The sequence below is a fragment of the Aestuariibacter sp. A3R04 genome (assembly GCF_018860805.1).
In the GTDB taxonomy this organism is placed as follows: domain Bacteria; phylum Pseudomonadota; class Gammaproteobacteria; order Enterobacterales; family Alteromonadaceae; genus Alteromonas.
In genome coordinates, this window is record NZ_JAHKQR010000011.1 from 711,351 (window position 1) to 727,602 (window position 16,252).

At 48.1% G+C, this 16,252-nt stretch carries 14 protein-coding genes; 2 read left to right on the forward strand and 12 right to left on the reverse strand.

The features are described from left to right. Nucleotides 1-9 precede the first annotated feature (9 nt). The 9 genes from KO518_RS12575 to KO518_RS12615 all read right to left on the reverse strand — a co-directional run bounded on the left by KO518_RS12575 (nt 10) and on the right by KO518_RS12615 (nt 12,112). Nucleotides 10-2,433, reverse strand: a complete 2,424-nt coding sequence (locus tag KO518_RS12575; RefSeq protein ID WP_216026161.1) for a TonB-dependent siderophore receptor — start codon at nt 2,431-2,433, stop codon at nt 10-12. A gap of 241 nt (nt 2,434-2,674) precedes the next feature. Further along, a complete protein-coding gene (locus KO518_RS12580; RefSeq protein WP_216026162.1) occupies nt 2,675-4,078 on the reverse strand; it encodes a uracil-xanthine permease family protein in 1,404 nt (467 codons plus the stop codon). Between the two features lie 3 nt (nt 4,079-4,081). Then, nucleotides 4,082-5,446: an adenosine deaminase gene (locus KO518_RS12585; protein WP_216026163.1), complete on the reverse strand. Its 1,365-nt coding sequence runs from the start codon at nt 5,444-5,446 to the stop codon at nt 4,082-4,084. A 284-nt stretch (nt 5,447-5,730) separates the two neighbouring features. Further along, entirely contained in the window at nt 5,731-6,099 is a 369-nt protein-coding gene (locus KO518_RS12590; RefSeq protein ID WP_216026164.1) for an AraC family ligand binding domain-containing protein, read from the reverse strand. A 14-nt stretch (nt 6,100-6,113) separates the two neighbouring features. Further along, nucleotides 6,114-7,343, reverse strand: a complete 1,230-nt coding sequence (locus tag KO518_RS12595; protein ID WP_216026165.1) for an allantoate amidohydrolase — start codon at nt 7,341-7,343, stop codon at nt 6,114-6,116. Further along, nucleotides 7,336-8,562 carry an alanine--glyoxylate aminotransferase family protein gene (locus KO518_RS12600; RefSeq protein WP_216026166.1) on the reverse strand — a complete coding sequence of 409 codons (1,227 nt, stop codon included), beginning with the start codon at nt 8,560-8,562 and terminating at the stop codon, nt 7,336-7,338. Before KO518_RS12600 ends, KO518_RS12595 begins: the two co-directional genes overlap by 8 nt. Before the next feature lie 8 nt (nt 8,563-8,570). Then, the gene (locus KO518_RS12605; RefSeq protein WP_216026167.1) at nt 8,571-9,389 is read right to left on the reverse strand and encodes a sulfite exporter TauE/SafE family protein; all 819 of its coding nucleotides are present in this window, start codon (nt 9,387-9,389) and stop codon (nt 8,571-8,573) included. A 1-nt stretch (nt 9,390) separates the two neighbouring features. Continuing rightward, nucleotides 9,391-10,992 carry a gamma-glutamyltransferase family protein gene (locus KO518_RS12610; protein WP_216026168.1) on the reverse strand — a complete coding sequence of 534 codons (1,602 nt, stop codon included), beginning with the start codon at nt 10,990-10,992 and terminating at the stop codon, nt 9,391-9,393. Further along, complete coding sequence (locus KO518_RS12615) at nt 10,979-12,112, reverse strand: amidase (RefSeq protein ID WP_216026169.1); 1,134 nt, start codon at nt 12,110-12,112, stop codon at nt 10,979-10,981. Before KO518_RS12615 ends, KO518_RS12610 begins: the two co-directional genes overlap by 14 nt. A gap of 250 nt (nt 12,113-12,362) precedes the next feature. On the opposite strand from KO518_RS12615, the gene KO518_RS12620 reads away from it, so the two are divergent. After that, nucleotides 12,363-12,764, forward strand: a complete 402-nt coding sequence (locus tag KO518_RS12620; RefSeq protein ID WP_216026170.1) for a rhodanese-like domain-containing protein — start codon at nt 12,363-12,365, stop codon at nt 12,762-12,764. Between the two features lie 28 nt (nt 12,765-12,792). Here KO518_RS12620 and KO518_RS12625 read toward each other — a convergent pair whose 3' ends face one another. Together KO518_RS12625 and KO518_RS12630 are read right to left on the reverse strand one after the other, a co-directional pair. Continuing rightward, on the reverse strand, nt 12,793-13,347 hold the full coding sequence (locus tag KO518_RS12625) for a DUF924 family protein (RefSeq protein ID WP_216026171.1): 555 nt from the start codon (nt 13,345-13,347) through the stop codon (nt 12,793-12,795). Between the two features lie 143 nt (nt 13,348-13,490). Beyond that, nucleotides 13,491-14,309 carry a MurR/RpiR family transcriptional regulator gene (locus KO518_RS12630; RefSeq protein ID WP_216026172.1) on the reverse strand — a complete coding sequence of 273 codons (819 nt, stop codon included), beginning with the start codon at nt 14,307-14,309 and terminating at the stop codon, nt 13,491-13,493. A gap of 179 nt (nt 14,310-14,488) precedes the next feature. Between KO518_RS12630 and KO518_RS12635 the strand changes: the two genes are divergently transcribed. Beyond that, nucleotides 14,489-15,118: a CPBP family intramembrane glutamic endopeptidase gene (locus tag KO518_RS12635; RefSeq protein ID WP_216026173.1), complete on the forward strand. Its 630-nt coding sequence runs from the start codon at nt 14,489-14,491 to the stop codon at nt 15,116-15,118. A gap of 34 nt (nt 15,119-15,152) precedes the next feature. On the opposite strand, the gene KO518_RS12640 is transcribed toward KO518_RS12635, so the two are convergent. Next, nucleotides 15,153-16,211 carry a DUF3080 family protein gene (locus tag KO518_RS12640; RefSeq protein ID WP_216026174.1) on the reverse strand — a complete coding sequence of 353 codons (1,059 nt, stop codon included), beginning with the start codon at nt 16,209-16,211 and terminating at the stop codon, nt 15,153-15,155. Nucleotides 16,212-16,252 lie beyond the last annotated feature (41 nt).

Below are 16,252 nucleotides of genomic sequence, written 5' to 3' on the forward strand. Positions count from 1 at the left end.
CAAGTTTGTTTAGAATTTATAACCAAATTTCACGTTGAAATGCCTGGGAAGTTCAGGCAAAACAATCTGGCTGCCAAACAGGTCAGGGAAGTTGGCACGGAAATACCGCTCATCGGTTAAGTTTTTAACCGTGAAGTTAACATCCCAGTTTTCAGTCTGATACGACAATCCTGCATTTACTAACGTGTAAGCCGGTAATTCAACGGAACCAGAGAAACCCGATTTTGTGGAGTCAGCATCGATAACGCTGACACTGCCGGCAAAGCCATTTTGGAAATCATAGGTTGCGGTTAAGGTATAAATATTTTCTGGTATACCGGCCTTCTGTGCATCCGGGTTGCTCGTGCCTTCACCAACCAGATTAAGACCGATAACGTTACCACCTAGTACTAAAGAAGGATCTTCAAGGTTAACTAAATCTTCCAATCCCAAAAAGCCGAACTGGTTTCCCTCTTCCAGAGCAGTGAGGTTAATCACTTCCAGGTTGGTGTAGCCTGCTGAAACGACTAAGTTGTCGTTCACTACCCAACGCAGTTCAAATTCAACACCTTCGTTTTTCGTAGTGGCGTTTGTCACGATTGCCTGGCTGTTATAGTCGGTTCTTTCTTGTTCGTATACCGATAGGGCGAAGTAAAGACTGTCATCAAGAAACGAGCCTTTGATTCCGTACTCGAATAAATCAGAGGTATCGAAGGCGCCGCTGCCGTCGTCATTGTTTAATTGATCGATGGTAATTTCAGCGCCTTGCCCTGCAACCAGGGTTGCTTGCTCTGCTGCAGTTATATAGGGAATGAGTCCCCATGGCGTTTTGTATGAGATGCTCGCATTCCAGGAAACGCCGTCAACGGTTTCTTTTTCTGTTACTGGTGCTTCAGTTCCATCTGAGCCGAGCAATAGATTCACATGGGAAGTACTTTCAATGTCGATGGTGTCGTAGCGCACACCCAAAACCAGGTTCAGGCCGAAATCCCAGGTGAGATCTGTCATCGCTGCGATACCGAGATCCAGGTAGTTACCTTCATCGTAATTGTCGAAGTTTTTGCCGATTCTCGTTGACAATTCACGTCTATCCAGCGCAGAAGACGGCATAGTTAAATCCCGACGATTGAAATACTCGTATGTGAAGTCGTCCCCGTGAAGAAAGTCGGTATAACGCAATGAGGGAGAAACCTGAAATTGTGCCAATAGTGAATTGGTTTCAATTTCAGTAGAAAACACCAGTTTATCTTCAATTACCCAGCTATCGTGGAACTGGGAAAATCCGTAGGCGTTTTCGTTAATATTGTCATAGGCATCGTAAAATAACTGGTTTTTAACTTCCCAACTATCGGCGTAGTAAATGACATCAAAATACAGAGTGCTGGTTTCGTTTTCCAGTCTGTCATCCGGTGCTACCAAGGTTTGGGAGGGATCAAGAGTTGTAGAGCCCACGTTTTCCAATGCCATTAACGGCGTGGCTTCAGAATCGGTAAAGGAAGAGGCTGGCACGTAGAAGAAACTTTCACCAGCGATGTTTACCGCTCCGTACTCATCGTGAGAAATAGAACCGTCACCGTCGGTGTCCAGTGGTTGAGCTGTACCTGTGATATAAGTACCGTTATCTACCAACTCCTGTGTCAAGCGGTTCCAACCTGCTACCTGATTGCCATCGTATTTGTGATACATTCCCCCGAATTCAATGCGTAAATCATCAGTGATATCCATATTGAACGAAGCTTGCAAAATAGATTGGTCTGTGGCGGAGTTTTCATAGAAACTGCCTGAGTTTTCAACTTCTCCATAAATGTAGTATCCCATCTCCTTGCCAGCAATTGTGGCGGGGCCGCCAACTTCAGCAGTGACAATACTCTTATCCCAGCTACCGTGGGTATAGCTCATGGCGCCTTTGGGTTCAGATAAGTACTGCCCTGACGATGCCCGAGCTGATTTGGGGTTAAAGTTGAGGTAGCCCCCAATTTTTGCCGGACCATAAATAGGTGAAGCCGGACCACGAACAATGTCGATGCGGCTCGATGCGCCGATGGGAGTAGGGTAGTTCCCTGGGTTGTCCAAGCGTTTTACGCCGCGGAAGTAAGTTTCACCAGGTGTTCCACGAACATCAAGAGAACCGGCTACACCAAAGAAAGATTGCGTAAAGGTACCCGGCGCGAAGGCAACGAGTTCATCGATGTCTGACACGTTAAATCGGGCCATTTGCTCATCACTGATTGTAGAGGCAGAGCGGGGCGTTTCCAGTATGGATTTACCAAAGCCAAACACAGCTTCAACATCCTGGCCCGGGAGGCTGCCCAACGAACCGGTAACTTCAATTTTTTCGTATTCCTCGTCACTGGGTTCATTGGCGTCTTGTGCAAGTGCCGTAACTGGCGACAGTACGAGACCAAACGCAATTGCTCTGGCCAGCGGGGAAACCGCAAATAAAGTGTGTTTCATGTTGTTCCTCTGATTTAATACTTATTGCCTCTGCGGGCTTTTTGAAAATGTCCTGACTCTGAATAGCACATTCAATGCCAAATAGTTGTCCACTTGGTCAACAATGGTGATATTTTTATCTTGTTGTTTTTTATTGTTTTATTTTGTATTTCTGTCAGTGGGTAAAACTTTAGTTGTAAGAAACACCTTTCGGCTAGTTTACTTTCTGCACTTTGCTGGTGCGCTTGCTCCATTGTGTGCATCAGCTCGTGGGCGACTTGCCCTTTTCAGGAGGGACAATCGCCGTTGTCGTCATTTTTTTTGTCGTTTCGAGGGGGGGCGCAGACCCATTGGGCAACAGAGTATCGAGGAAGATGGCAGTAACGCCGGCCACGGTAACTGGTGAAGATACTATACTTGCTAACCAGGCAGGTACGGTGTGCAATGAATCGGGTACCATCATGACGCCCATGCCCAGTCCAAGGGAAGCGGCGATGATCAAACTGTTGCGGCGAGTGAAAGGCTGCTGCATCATAATGTTTAATCCCCCCACCGCTACCATGGCAAACATGACTAGCGTGGCGCCCCCTAATGCGGCTTTTGGCACACTTTGTAGTACACCGCCAATAACCGGGAAGATACCCATCGTTATGTATAATCCGGCGATGTAGAGTCCCACCTTTCTACTGGCGATTCCTGTGAGTTGAATAACACCATTATTTTGTCCAAACGTAGTATTGGGAAAGGTGTTAAACAGCCCGGCAATAACAGAATTCACACCATCGCCCAAAATGCCACCTTTTATGCGGTTCATATAGATATGTCCCGCTATTGGCTGCTTGCAAAAAAGACTGTTGGCCGTGAGATCACCCGCCGTTTCTAATGCGCTAAAAACGTAAATAAGTGCAATCGGTAAAAATAAACTGACATCGAAGTCAAGGCCATATTTAAGAGGCGTGGGAATAGCGAACACAGGTAAGTTGGCAAGGTGAGAAAATTGCAGATCCCCTATAAACCAGGTAAGCAGCGTGCCAGCCACCATGCCGACAAATATTGCACTTAGCCTGAGCCAGTGATTGGACGCAGCATTGAGAAAAATAATGATCAGCAACACCAGAAGGCCAACAAGCCAATGGGTGCTGTCACCAAAGTCTGGTGCACCAAATCCTCCGGCAAGGTCAGTCATGCCAACTTTGATGAGTGACAAGCCAATAGACGTGATGACGATACCAGTTATCAATGGGTTGAGCAGTCGTTTTAATTTGTGAATAAACAAACTGAGCACAATTTCCACCATGGCGCCAGCCATAGAGATCCCCAGTAACATGGCCATAACGTCAGCGTCGGAACCGCCTCGATTTCTGACGCTGACGCCAGCTAAAATAAGGGTACTGACAAATGCGAAACTGGTACCCTGAATTGCGACAAGGCCACTGCCTATGCCGGCGATTTTCTTGGTTTGCAGAAATGTACCCAGCCCGGAGACAAATAAAGCCATGCTGATCAGGAAAGGTATCTGAGATGCCAAATCCAGCGCTCCGGCAATGATAAGTGTTGGCGTGACCACACCAATAAAGCTAGCCAGCAGGTGTTGGCTCGCTGCTGTTAGACAGGTAAGTGTTCCGGGTTTGTCATCCAGGCCGTAAAGTAACGTGTGCTGTGACATAGGTTATTCCTTTGGCGCTGAACAAAGAGAGGGTTCACGACGGCAAATAAACCTGTCCGTTGGCACTGACACACTAATGAAATTACTCTGTGGAGCCTTGTCTTCAAATTCGTCCAGGGAAGCAGAGAGAGAGCTCTTCAGGGCATATTTTTGTGGCTTTGCCAAAAAACTGTACTCGATGCTATTTTCTGTTAGCGTGCGCAATTCCGTCCATGACAGGTTGAAGGCCCTGACTGCGACATAGAATTCATCAGTCAGTGTTGCGCCCCACATTCCTCGGTCGTCTGTTGACAATGCCACCGGGATCCCCAACCTCAGGTACTCTCCAAACGGGTGAGACTGAAAATCTTCTACATATTCGAGTAATAGATTACTGATAAGGTTGATTTCTATAAGGTAGGGGCCGTGACGCATGAGCAAAAGCGTCTCCGGATCCGTGATGGTATTCAGGCCATGACCAATTCGGTCAGCCCCCAACAACAGGGTGTCACGTACGTGATGATTAGGTTCATCAACTTCCCCGGCGTGGAAAGCTAATGGAATGGCCGGATACTTGTGTCTCAACATTCTCAATGCAGGTAAAAAGCGAAGTGGGTGACCCTTGTCGTTATCTTCCCGGCCTACCATATTAATGCCCACGTAATCTTTCCGATGGCCATCGACAAAGGCATAAATGGTTGCAAGTTGTTCTTCTGCATTGGGAAGAAAGCGCAATAACGCATACTGAAATTTAACCGTTACGCCTGTCGCTTTAGCTGTCGGACTGTTTAGCGCTTCAAGCAAAATGGATAGCGCTGTTTCTGCACTTAGGGGGCTGCCCGTTGCATCCATCATTCCATGCACGTTAACCTGGGTTTCCAGGTAGCGCACATTTTCGGTCTGGTAAGCCTGCATATTTTTCACTAATAGCTGACCGACAATGTATGGATTCCTGGTCAGTTCATTAAGTCGTTGCCAGTGTGTTTCAAAAAATTCGTTGCGACCTTCGTGTTGTTTATCAAGCCGGACACTGTTTAAAAAAGCCGCTTTTTGTTCGTCTGATAGCGCTGATAACGAACGGTAGTGTGTTTTTTCGCAATCCGGGAGCCGACGCCACGTAGAGGCTTGTACAGTGCGAAACAGCATGAATGGGTTGTCGGGCCCAAACGTATCCGGTGAAAGACCCTGACACAAGGAGGGACTTACTCGGGTATAGTATTCATAGCCACCGTTACTGTCTTTATCAGTAGCCAGCGCATACCACCATTGTGGGTACCCGGAACCTGTAAGGTGGTGATGTAAATCGCCTCCTTTAGGCATGGCATGAAGAAACGCATACAATTGTGTGGGCGTAGCGCTGCGTTTAAAATCCCGAAACCAGCTGTCCATAGTACCGGCGTTGGTGAAAAGGGATAATAAGCTAATAAAAAACACACAGAAAAGTCGCAAGTTAGTCTCACTCTACAATCAGTTTTTTAATGCATGTTGCAAATGTCTGACCATTTGGTCTGATTGGAGACAGTTTTTAAGTTTATGTTTGCTAATGCTTTTGTTGTGTGCACAGGGAGTTGTATTGGCGAAAAGTCAACGTAGTGCACTAATAGGGGGGGCGGTGCCCCAAAATAGGGAAAAGCGCCCTTTATTCTGGGAAGGGCGTGACTAACTTGATAAACTTAATCGAAAGTGACATCGTCGGGCAGGGTAACAAAAATGGAATGGCGTACTTCGTTATACATTGCGCGGCTGCAATGCCCTTCGCCTTTGGTATCCTCCAGTAGTAGTACATCGCCAGCGCCAAAGACGTGGCGCTCTCCGTTACTAACCTTAAATTCAGCCCGCCCTTTGATAATAAATAGCAGTTGACGTGCTGGTGCAGGATGCCATTTAAAATCGTAGTCACTGGGCGTTTCTCTGAAAATGACTGTGCCTGCGTCAAAGCGCTCAGACAGCAAGCCAATGGGGCCACCATCGGAGAGCGGAATATCTACTTCACCAAAATGACTTTTCCCCTCGGCATCGTTATAAATACGCGCTATTTTCATGAGAGACTCCCTTGTTAATGTGCCAGATGTTTTATTGTTGAATGCAGCGTTGCTAGTGCGACAGCCACATCGTCGGTTTTTATTGCTTCGGCGGGATGATGGCTTATCCCCCTGTCGCAGCGAAGGAACAGCATGGCTACCGGGCATAATCGCGCCATAGCCATGGCATCGTGACCAGCTCCTGATGGTAAGGTGTGTGTGGGAATACCGCACTCTGAGATGGCGTTTTTTAAAATCGACTGCAATCGGTGATCACACTGTACCGCTGAAGCTGTATGGGTTTGATTGATGACCAAGCCAACTTGCCGTCTCGCTGCAATCTGATGGAAACTCTGCACAATTTGTTCCAACACGGCATCTCTGTGTGCGTCGTTTTCACTGCGGATATCGAGTGACAACTGGGTGCGACCTGAAATAACATTCACACCATTGGGTTTGTTTTCGATTTTACCAACGGTAGCTACCACATTGTGCTCGCGGGCCAGCGTTTCCACAGTAAGGACCATTTCACTGGCCGCAACCAGCGCATCCTGACGCAATGCCATTGGAACCGTACCTGCGTGACCGGCCATGCCAGTAACTGCTATGTCAAAACGCCGGGCACCGGAAATGGCACTAACTACACCTACTGGCAAGTTTTGCTTTTCAAGCACAGGGCCTTGTTCAATGTGCAGTTCAAGATAACCGAGTACACCTGTGTCCACCACACTTGCCTGAGGGACGTTGTCAAAATTTAAGCCGAACGATTTCAACGCTTCCGGTAAGCTAATGCCATTTTCATCTTTCAGCTTGGCCCATTCATCGGGCCATCTCCCGGTAAGTGCTTTACTGCCAAGTAATGTGGAACCAAACCGGGTTCCCTCTTCATCACCAAATCCCACAATATCCAAATGAAATGGTAACGGCGTTCGCGTGACTTTGAGAATATGAACCAGTGAAATGGGGGCCACTACGCCGAGCATGCCATCGTACTTACCGCCGTTTGGCACTGTGTCAAGGTGACTGCCGAGAATGAAGCGAGGCGCATTCGGATCCAGACATTCATAACGCCCCCACAAATTTCCAGCCTGATCTTCCCAACTAATCATGCCTGCTTCACCCATCCAGCCCGCTACTAACCTGTTTGCCTGCCTGTGTTCAGGGGTCAGATAGCGCCTGTCGAGATAGTCTGTCGATTGGCTGATATTGCCCAGTTCCTCTAAACGGGCCATGACCAGCTTCGCCAGATCATTGTAATTAATCATGGCTTTGTTGCCCGTATACCGCCATCGCTGCGTCAACCGCTTCACCCAGGGGCAGATGCATTCCCGCTCGTCTAAGGGTGGTTTCAAGCGACTGAAGTGTATGTAGAACCGCATCCTGACGCGCGTTGTAACCCATGGTGCCTATGCGCCAGATACGACCCTTTAACGGTCCGAAACTGGTGCCGATTTCGATGTTAAACATACAGAGCAATTGTTGTCTGATGGCTTCGCCGTCGACTTGTTGTGGGATTTCAACGCCTACCACATTGTTCATTTTGTTGGTCAAATCGCCAAATGGCGTTAATGACATGGCCTGAATACCTGCAAGCATGGCATCACCTGCAGTTTTGTGCCTGTGTATGACGGCTTCCTGACCTTCGTTCAGCAGTGTTATTGCACATTCACGGGCACAAAAAAGCATAGATGCTGCTTCGGTGTGATGGTTAAGACGCTCCTCACCCCAGTAATCCATTATCATAGAAAGGTCGAAATAGTTTGAGCGAATGCGGCTACCCTCAGCATCGGTATGGTGGGCGTCGCGGATTCCTGCCTCCACGTGATGACGCTTTTTAATCACGTCGACGCAACGCTCACTCAGGGTAACTGGCGCACTTCCACTGGGGCCGCCCAAACATTTTTGCAAACCGACTGACACCGCATCCAGGCCCCAGTTGTCTGTTTCAAATGGGTTACCACCTATGGAAGCCGTGGCATCTGAATAAAACAACACATCGTGCTGATGACATATTTCTCCTATGTGCTCTAAAGGCTGCAGCATGGTAGTGGAAGTGTCACCCTGAACAATGGCAAGCAACTTGGGTTTAATGCGCTTAATTGCTGATTCTATTTGCTCAGGATCAAAAACGCGGCCCCATTCTGTGTCAATGGTGTAAACGTCTGCCCCCGCACGTTGGGCTATTTCAGCAAGCAAATGGCCAAAACGGCCAAATACAGGTACTAAGACTTTATCGCCGGGTTCTATGCAAGATATTAATACGGCCTCAATGCCTGCTCTGGATGTACCGTCAACCAGCAGGGTTTGTTGGTTTTCGGTGTTAAATACTCGCCTGTACAGCGCCATAACCTCGTTCATAGTCTGTGTCATGGCGGGGTCGTATTGTCCGACGAGTTGTGTGGACATGGCCTGCAAAACGCTTGGATAGCAGTTGATGGGGCCAGGGCCCATGAGAAGTCGGGGAGGGAGAGTGAGTGGTTTCATTAAGGTTCCTAAATAAACAACTGAGCGAGCATTCTTACGCCGGTAATAATGAGCACAACAGCGAAGATTCTTTTGAGTAATACACCATCGAGGCGGTTCGCGATACCTGCACCTACGGGGGCAAACAGTACGGTAAGCGGCACAATGCAAACAAAACCGAGCAGGTTGACTAAACCATAGGTCGCAAACGGCGCGTCTTCGGGGGGCGTTCCGACCAAGAGCATGGTAAGCGCAGCGGGCAGGGAAATGATGAGTCCTACTGCGGCTGCCGTGCCCACAGCGCGATGCGCCGGGTAGTTACAGAACGTCAACGTAGGCACGGTAAGCGTCCCCCCGCCAATTCCCACCATACTGCTGAAAAAGCCAATACTGGTGGCCATGACGCTCTGTCCTGCATTGCCGGGCAAGCCTTCAGTAATGGCCTGTTTTTTTCCGATGAGCATGTTGAGCGCTGAGAGCGTTGCAATGATGCCAAACAACAGGGTTAACCATTTGCCATCAATTTTGGTTACCAGGTAGCTACCTGCGAGTACACCTGCCAATATAAATATTGCCCAGTGTCGAAGCAGAACGGTATCAACGTTGCCTTTCTTCTTGTGCGCGAGAATGGAGCTCACGGACGTAGGAACGATTGTCGCGAGGCTGGTGGCAGTGGCCACAACCATGGCTGTATCAGCACTTATTCCAAGGGCCTGAAATAAAAAATACAACACAGGGACAATAACGATACCACCGCCCACGCCGAGTAAGCCGGCTAAAACACCGGCAAAAACGCCAGTGCCCATCATGGCCAGAATGATAGATAAATTGTCTAAAATGAACTGCATATCAGATATTGTCCTTACGCATGACTGGCGCTGGGGAAACCAGCGCCTTGCCATCACTTCGAGGGTCGGTAGCCGCTGTGATATTACCACTGCCGGTTCGAATGATAGCCCCAGCATGTCCCATCAGTTCGTTGCACGCGTCAACCACCACCATCTCGTGACCACGCGCGCGCAGTGATTCGCCCACATAGTCGTCAAGGTCCCGCTCTACTTTGAGATTGTGGCTCACGTCGCCCCAGGTCCTGCCCAGCAGCCAGCGGCCTAACCTGATGGCTTTGTCGATAGGCTGATGGTGATAAACGTGACGGGCGAATAGTGCGGCTTGGGTTTGTGGTTGGCCTTCACCGCCCATAGTGCCATAGCTCATTCGCCTGCCATCGTTGAGTTCAGCAAATGCAGGGTTGAGCGTATGAAAGGGTGTTAATCCTGGTTGTAAATACTGATTACTGCCGGGTGACAGAGAAAAAGACGTACCGCGATTGTTCCACACAATACCCGTGGATGGACTTACAATGCCGCTACCAAACTCCCAGTAAAGGGACTGAATATAGCTCACCATCCGGCCTTCAGCGTCACAAGCGCCCATCCAGATAGTGTCACCGTGTTGTGCTGGATGTGGCCACGGACTGGCGGTATCAAGTGATATGTGCCTGGTCATTTCATCGAGAAGAGTTTCTGACAACAATGTCTGCAGATCGACCTCAAGCCTGCTGGGATCTGTTACATAGAGGTTGCGTTTGACAAAGGCTTGTTTAGTACATTCAACAAGCAAATGAACCATGTCTGCATCGGTTTTGCCGTTCTGCCAGATTTTGTCGTACAGAGCCAGAATGAGTAGCGAGGCAACGCCTTGGGTGGGGGCGCCCAGATTGTATAGCTTACCCTTGCTGGTCTGCACGCAGAGCGGTGTCATTATTTTCGCTTGATAATTGGTAAAATCGGTGCGGGTAATGGGGGAGCCTACGGCTGCTAAATCCCGAGCTAGTTTATCGGCGGTCTCTCCGTGGTAAAAATCATCTAGGCCTGCTTCTGCTAAATGAGATAAGGTTGCCGCCAGACGAGGTAGCTTGAGAATTTTCCCTTTTTTAAGCGGTTTACCTTTTATAAGAAATTGACTAAAGGCTTCATTTTCGGATAACGCATCATAAGTTTTAAAACTGGCGTCAGACAAACTTTGGGTAACTTCAATTCCCCAGTTTGCCTGGTTAATCGCGGTATTTAACAAGGTGCGCAGTGGCATGTTAGGCTGCCATTGCGCACTAATGTTGAGTGCCGCTTGCCAACCGGCTACTGCGCCGGCCATCGTGAGTGCTGCTTTACCGCCACGGCTTGGAATGGAAGATTCACCGGTGTAAAAACCTGGTGTAGCCTGGCTGGCAGCGACGCCTGCGGCATTAATACCCACAGGTTGTTTGCCAGGCTCGCTGATGATCCAAAAACCATCACCACCCATTCCATTCATGTGCGGGTATTCAACCGCGATGGATGCCGCTGCTGCTACCATTGCCTCAATAGCAGTGCCACCTTTCTCAAGAATAGCACTGCCAGCTTGAGATGCTGCAAAATGAGGCGCGGTGAAACCAATCATATTATTGTTCTTCATGTAAAATGATTCCTGTTAAATCTTTCGCTATTTTTAGTAGCTGTTTATCGCTTCCCCTTGGTCCGATAAGAGAGAGTCCACATGGGGCGTTCTCGTGTTCGTATAGTGGCAAGTGTAGCTGGGGACATCCGGATAATCCGGCAATAGCCGTTAACGACAGCAATCGCTTTCTATAATCAGTTAATTCACTGCCAGATGTGGAAATAAGTGGGCTGATCCCTGGCGTTGTGGGGATAACAAACACAGAGTGACTTATTTTCTCTGCAAACCAGAGGTTAAAACGGTCTCGTTGTGCCCGTGCGGAGGCAACTTCCCGTTTCGTTAATGTGGCGCAATCGTTTAGCCGTAACTGGATGTCGTCAGCAATACGGGGCTTGTATTTCATCAACCAGTCGCCGTGTTGCTGCCAGATCTCGGCGCCCTGAAGTACCCTGAAGGTTTCCGCCAGGGGCCAATTTTTCAGCTGTAGAGATATTCGCTTAGGCGGCCGTTGAGGCCAGGCTCTTTGTATATGTGCCAGGCTTTGTTGAATATATTCTCTGTGCACGGCCAGAGGCAATAAATCGTCTACCACTGCCAGAGAAACGTTCTGTTCGACGAAACTGCTGGGTAGCAAGCAATCCATTACCGTTGACAGTGTTTCAAGGTTTTTTGTCATTACGCCAACGGTGTCAAAAGACGGGGCGAGAGCAACCATGTTGTCCGTTGGAATAATGCCGTGTGTAGGACGCAGTCCAAATAAACCCAAATAACTAGCCGGTACCCTTATTGACCCACCGGTGTCAGTACCCAAGCCTATATCGGCAATTCCCTGGGCAACGGCAACCGCAGAACCTGAGCTCGAGCCTCCGGGCAGTCGGTCAGGGGTTACTGGGTTTTCAGGCATGCCATAATGTATGTTCTGTCCATTCAGGCTATACGCCAATTCATCGGTAATTGTTTTACCCACATAGCAAGCACCATTCTCAAGCAGGCGAGTTACGACAGATGCCGTTTGCTGAGGTATACCGTGAGTTTCTGCCCACGTAGGGTTACCCGCAGTGGTAGGCAACCCAGTCATGTGGAACAAATCCTTTACCGCCAGCGTAAGTCCACACAACGGCCCGCCTGCCGCGTGCACAGCTACTCGTGCAGGGGGAAATTGAAAGGGTTTCGTGGTGATAAAAGGGTTTTTAGTAATTAACACAGCTTGACCAAGTGGTTAAGAATAAGAACTATGAAACAATCGTTTCACTGTCAAGTCAAGTGAAACGGGGGATTTTTATTCATTTAAGTAATTAAGTTAATCACGACTATAAGTGTTATGAATTTGTAAAAAAATGCTGCATTGCAGTAGGCTGATTGAGATAACCGTGAATCAGGAGAAGAAAATGGCGTTGAAAAAAGGGTTTAAGGCGATGATGCAGGAAGCCAGTGAACGCATTCACGGGCTTGCGCCCAGCAAAGCCAATGAAGCCGTTTATCAAAAAGATGTAGTCCTGGTGGATATCCGGGACGTGCGGGAGCTCGAAAAAGAGGGTCACATCCCCGGCGCAATTCACGCTCCACGGGGCATGCTAGAATTTTGGGTCGATCCGGATAGTCCGTATTACAAGCCGGTATTTAAAGCCGAAAAACAATTTATTTTGTACTGCCAATCGGGCTGGCGCTCTACTTTGGCCACGGCGACGTTATTAGACATGGGCTTTGAAGAGGTGATGCATATTGAGGGCGGTTTTAACGCATGGAAGGCGCAGGGCTTGCCTGTTGAACCTTATGCTAGGGGTAATTAACTAAAGGGCTTTTTCAATGGAGTGTCGCTTACCTGATACTATCTAGATAAGCGCGCTCTTCAGCCGTTGATGTTCTGCCTAGTGCCTCGTTTCGTGCCGGATAGCGGCCGAATCGCAGAAGTAAATCCCTGTGTTCCTTTTCGTATTCCAACTGAACTTCCAACCCGTCTATGTCAAACAGTTCCATGGCCGTATCGTGGATATACAGAGATTCTGAATGCATAAATGGCATAAACAAGAACGTTTTCTCAGCGTCAGCCAGAACTTTGTCGGCTTCCAGTCGCAATGCTTCCTGAGCAAGTGCCAGTGCTATTCCGTCGCAGGAGAATGCTCGGGCTTCGTTGCGGTATATATGTCTGGAAAATTGATCCAACACGATAATTTCAGCTAATCGCCCTTGTGGTGTAATTCTCCAATGCCACAATTCGCAACTGGCTGCTGCTGCGTGTACGGTTCCAAACCGGGACTTAATTAAATTGTCTATGCCGGTGTCTGCTTTAAACCACTGATGAGGTTCGAGTTCAGAAAACCAAAATGCAAGAACGCTGGACACCTCTTCAAGAGGAATAATAGATGTTTGCATAACGCTCCTTTCTCTCACTTCCATTGCGACAAGCTACTTTATTGGCTGTTCAGCAATAGTGTCATGAAGGTTAAAAAGTGATCAACATGTATGAGACTCTTTTTACGCATTTTTTCACTAAAAGGTTTGACGCTAAATACTTGTTAAGGTTCCAGTTCCTCTAGATCATCGTACATTTGCGAAATGCGGGTGGCGCGTCTGACAGCTTTTTCGCCCAATGTCTCAAATACTCGGTTTGAGAGAAATGAGATCAAACTCATGGGCGCCGCATAACTGTCGAAGGCCATAGTTTGGCCCGGATGGCATACTAATAGATGGTTCACTCGATTGTTGTAAATTTGCCCGGTTGGGTCAGTTATCAGAATTGTGGTGTGGTGCTCGAGTACGTCGATAATGCGCTTAAATAGCTTGGTTCGCCGCCTGAAACCGAGTAATACCACCACCTCGTTTTCAGGAATGTCAACGAGATCCTCGCCGAGAGTTTGCCCGGGTTGTGGCAATAAACGCACAGTGCTGCGAACCTGTTTTAGCTGTTGTCTGAAATGCAGCGCCAGGGGATAAGCATTTCGATAGCCAATCAGCGTGATGCGATCGCTGTGGGCAAGTAACGCCACTACGTCTTTTATTGCTGCGTCTTTCAAGCCCTCATAGGTGCGCGAAACATTTAGCAATTCTTTTTGAAAGTGGTCGGGCTCATCCTGCCCTAATGCCATTGGTAAGCCTTTCTCCCGCATGGCCAGAATGGCATCTTTTGCATCCTGATGCGATTCAAACCCAATCTGACGAAAAAAACGACTCACCGTCGCCTTAGACGTCTTGGTGAACCGTGCTATGTCTGCTGTGCTTTGAGATACGACTGACATTGGATTTTGCTGAATGTGGTTCGCAATTAGCCGGGCTGATGGCGAAAGGGAGGGGAACTGTGCTTCGATGCGTCCCATTAAGTCGTCTCGTTTAACCATACTTTCCCACGTGCCGTGATTTTTTTACAAAATAAAGGAAAACAAGGCCTATGCCAACTACCGAAACCAAACACATGCAAAAACGGCACGGAGTTTGGATAAAAAAACACCGCAGGATCTGAGAAAAGCTATTATACTGTCATCGTATTGTCACAATGTTCTGATTGGGAGTTTTCTTTGTGATTCGTTTGTGGGCTGAACTCGTCATTGTTTTTTTTGCTTTTCCGCTGGCAATAATATATTGGACGCAAGAAATTGCAGAATATCTCATGCCGATATTAGCCGCTGTGGGAGGAGGCTGCCTTGCAGTCTTGCTTGCTGACAAACAGTTTAAGCGCTTTAGGTTGTGGCACTGGGAAGATTTTTTTACTCACCTGAAAACTTCGTTTAAGATGTTCATTCCCTGGGCCTGTTTGCTGGCGGTGGCAGTCTATTTACTCACGCCTGAGTTGTTTTTGTCCTGGCCATTTCGCGAGCCAGAGTTGTGGGTGTTAACGTTACTGATTTACCCCATTGTCTCGGTGATCCCTCAGGAAATCATTTTCCGCACTTATTTTTTTCACCGATACAAACGCATCTTGCCGTCTAAATACGTCCGTTGGGCAATCAGTACCTTCGTGTTTGGTTTGGTGCATCTTGTATACGGAAACTGGATTGCGATGGTATTGTCGTGGATAGGCGGGGGATTGTTCGGCTACCGTTACATCCAAACCCGATCCACCCCCGTAGTGGTTGTTGAACATGCCATTTGGGGGAGTTTTATTTTCACTATTGGTTTGGGTTCATTTTTGGTTGTATCCACACCGTAAAACTGCCAAGGCCCCTGTAATAGTTACATTGTTTTCAACGTTTGGTTGGGGACAAGCCGCATCGAGACAGCATATTTTGCCATACCTGGACATGGTTTTGCACCGCTAGTTTATAGGCTTCAAACCCGGCCTGATGATAGGTGCGCAGGTATGCCTTGTAGCGTATATCGAGTAGATCGGCATTGAGTAGCCTGTCCATTGCCGGTTCCATTTTGTAATGAAAATCATTAATGATACTGCCTACAGGCTGAATTTTTTCAATGAAATACAAATAAAACACGTTTCTGGCAATGGTTGTTTTTTCACTGTCTTGCTGGCAATCAAGGTTTTCCAGAGCCTGATGCACTGCAGGAGTGAGATTGTTTAATGCAACGGCAATGGTTTGCTGCGTACGCCATACTTTCGCTGGTAGACGTGAGGATTCAAGGATTTTCAACTGGCGGTTTAATTCTGCAAGACTTCCGTGAGACTGAGTCTCAATATTCGACAAATACCCCAAGGCGTTAATTGCTGCCATGGCATCTTTGTTGACTTGTTGTTCCAAGAGTCCTGGGCTGAGGGTAAATGCCAGGTGTGTTTCATCGCTGGTTTGTATAAGATTTGCCCAGTGGAGTGCCCGTTGTCCGATTTTCGTTTTTTGCCATTGAAATAGTGTTGATGCTAAAGCGGGACGAGTGTGTTTAACATGCTGAGCGCAGGAGCCCAAAGCATCAGCGATTCTTGTCTCGTAGTGAAACCGGGCAGCTACATCCTGTTGTTTGCCAAGTACGGTATTTCTTTGTGCTACGAGGGCGCCTAATTCACACTGCTGTAAGGTGTAAAATTCAGTGAGGTTAATTTCCACGCTAGCCACTTTTTTATATAGCGCGCGTTTTGGAGGAGAGCCCTGTAGTGCAGTATGAGAAACCCTGTCTACGTTGATCTCCAGAACCCGCTCCAGTCGACTGACATATTCAGCAAGATTGTCTTCTACATCCGCGGAAAAACCACTGCACCCACTAAGCAGTGGTGCAAAAATAAGCCATATTACCCCTAACCGTTTGGGGAAACACCACGAGGGCGCCTCGATAGAAAAATAACCGCGTAAAATCATCGGTAGCTGCCTGTTGTACATAATCTCTTGCTTGATTGTGA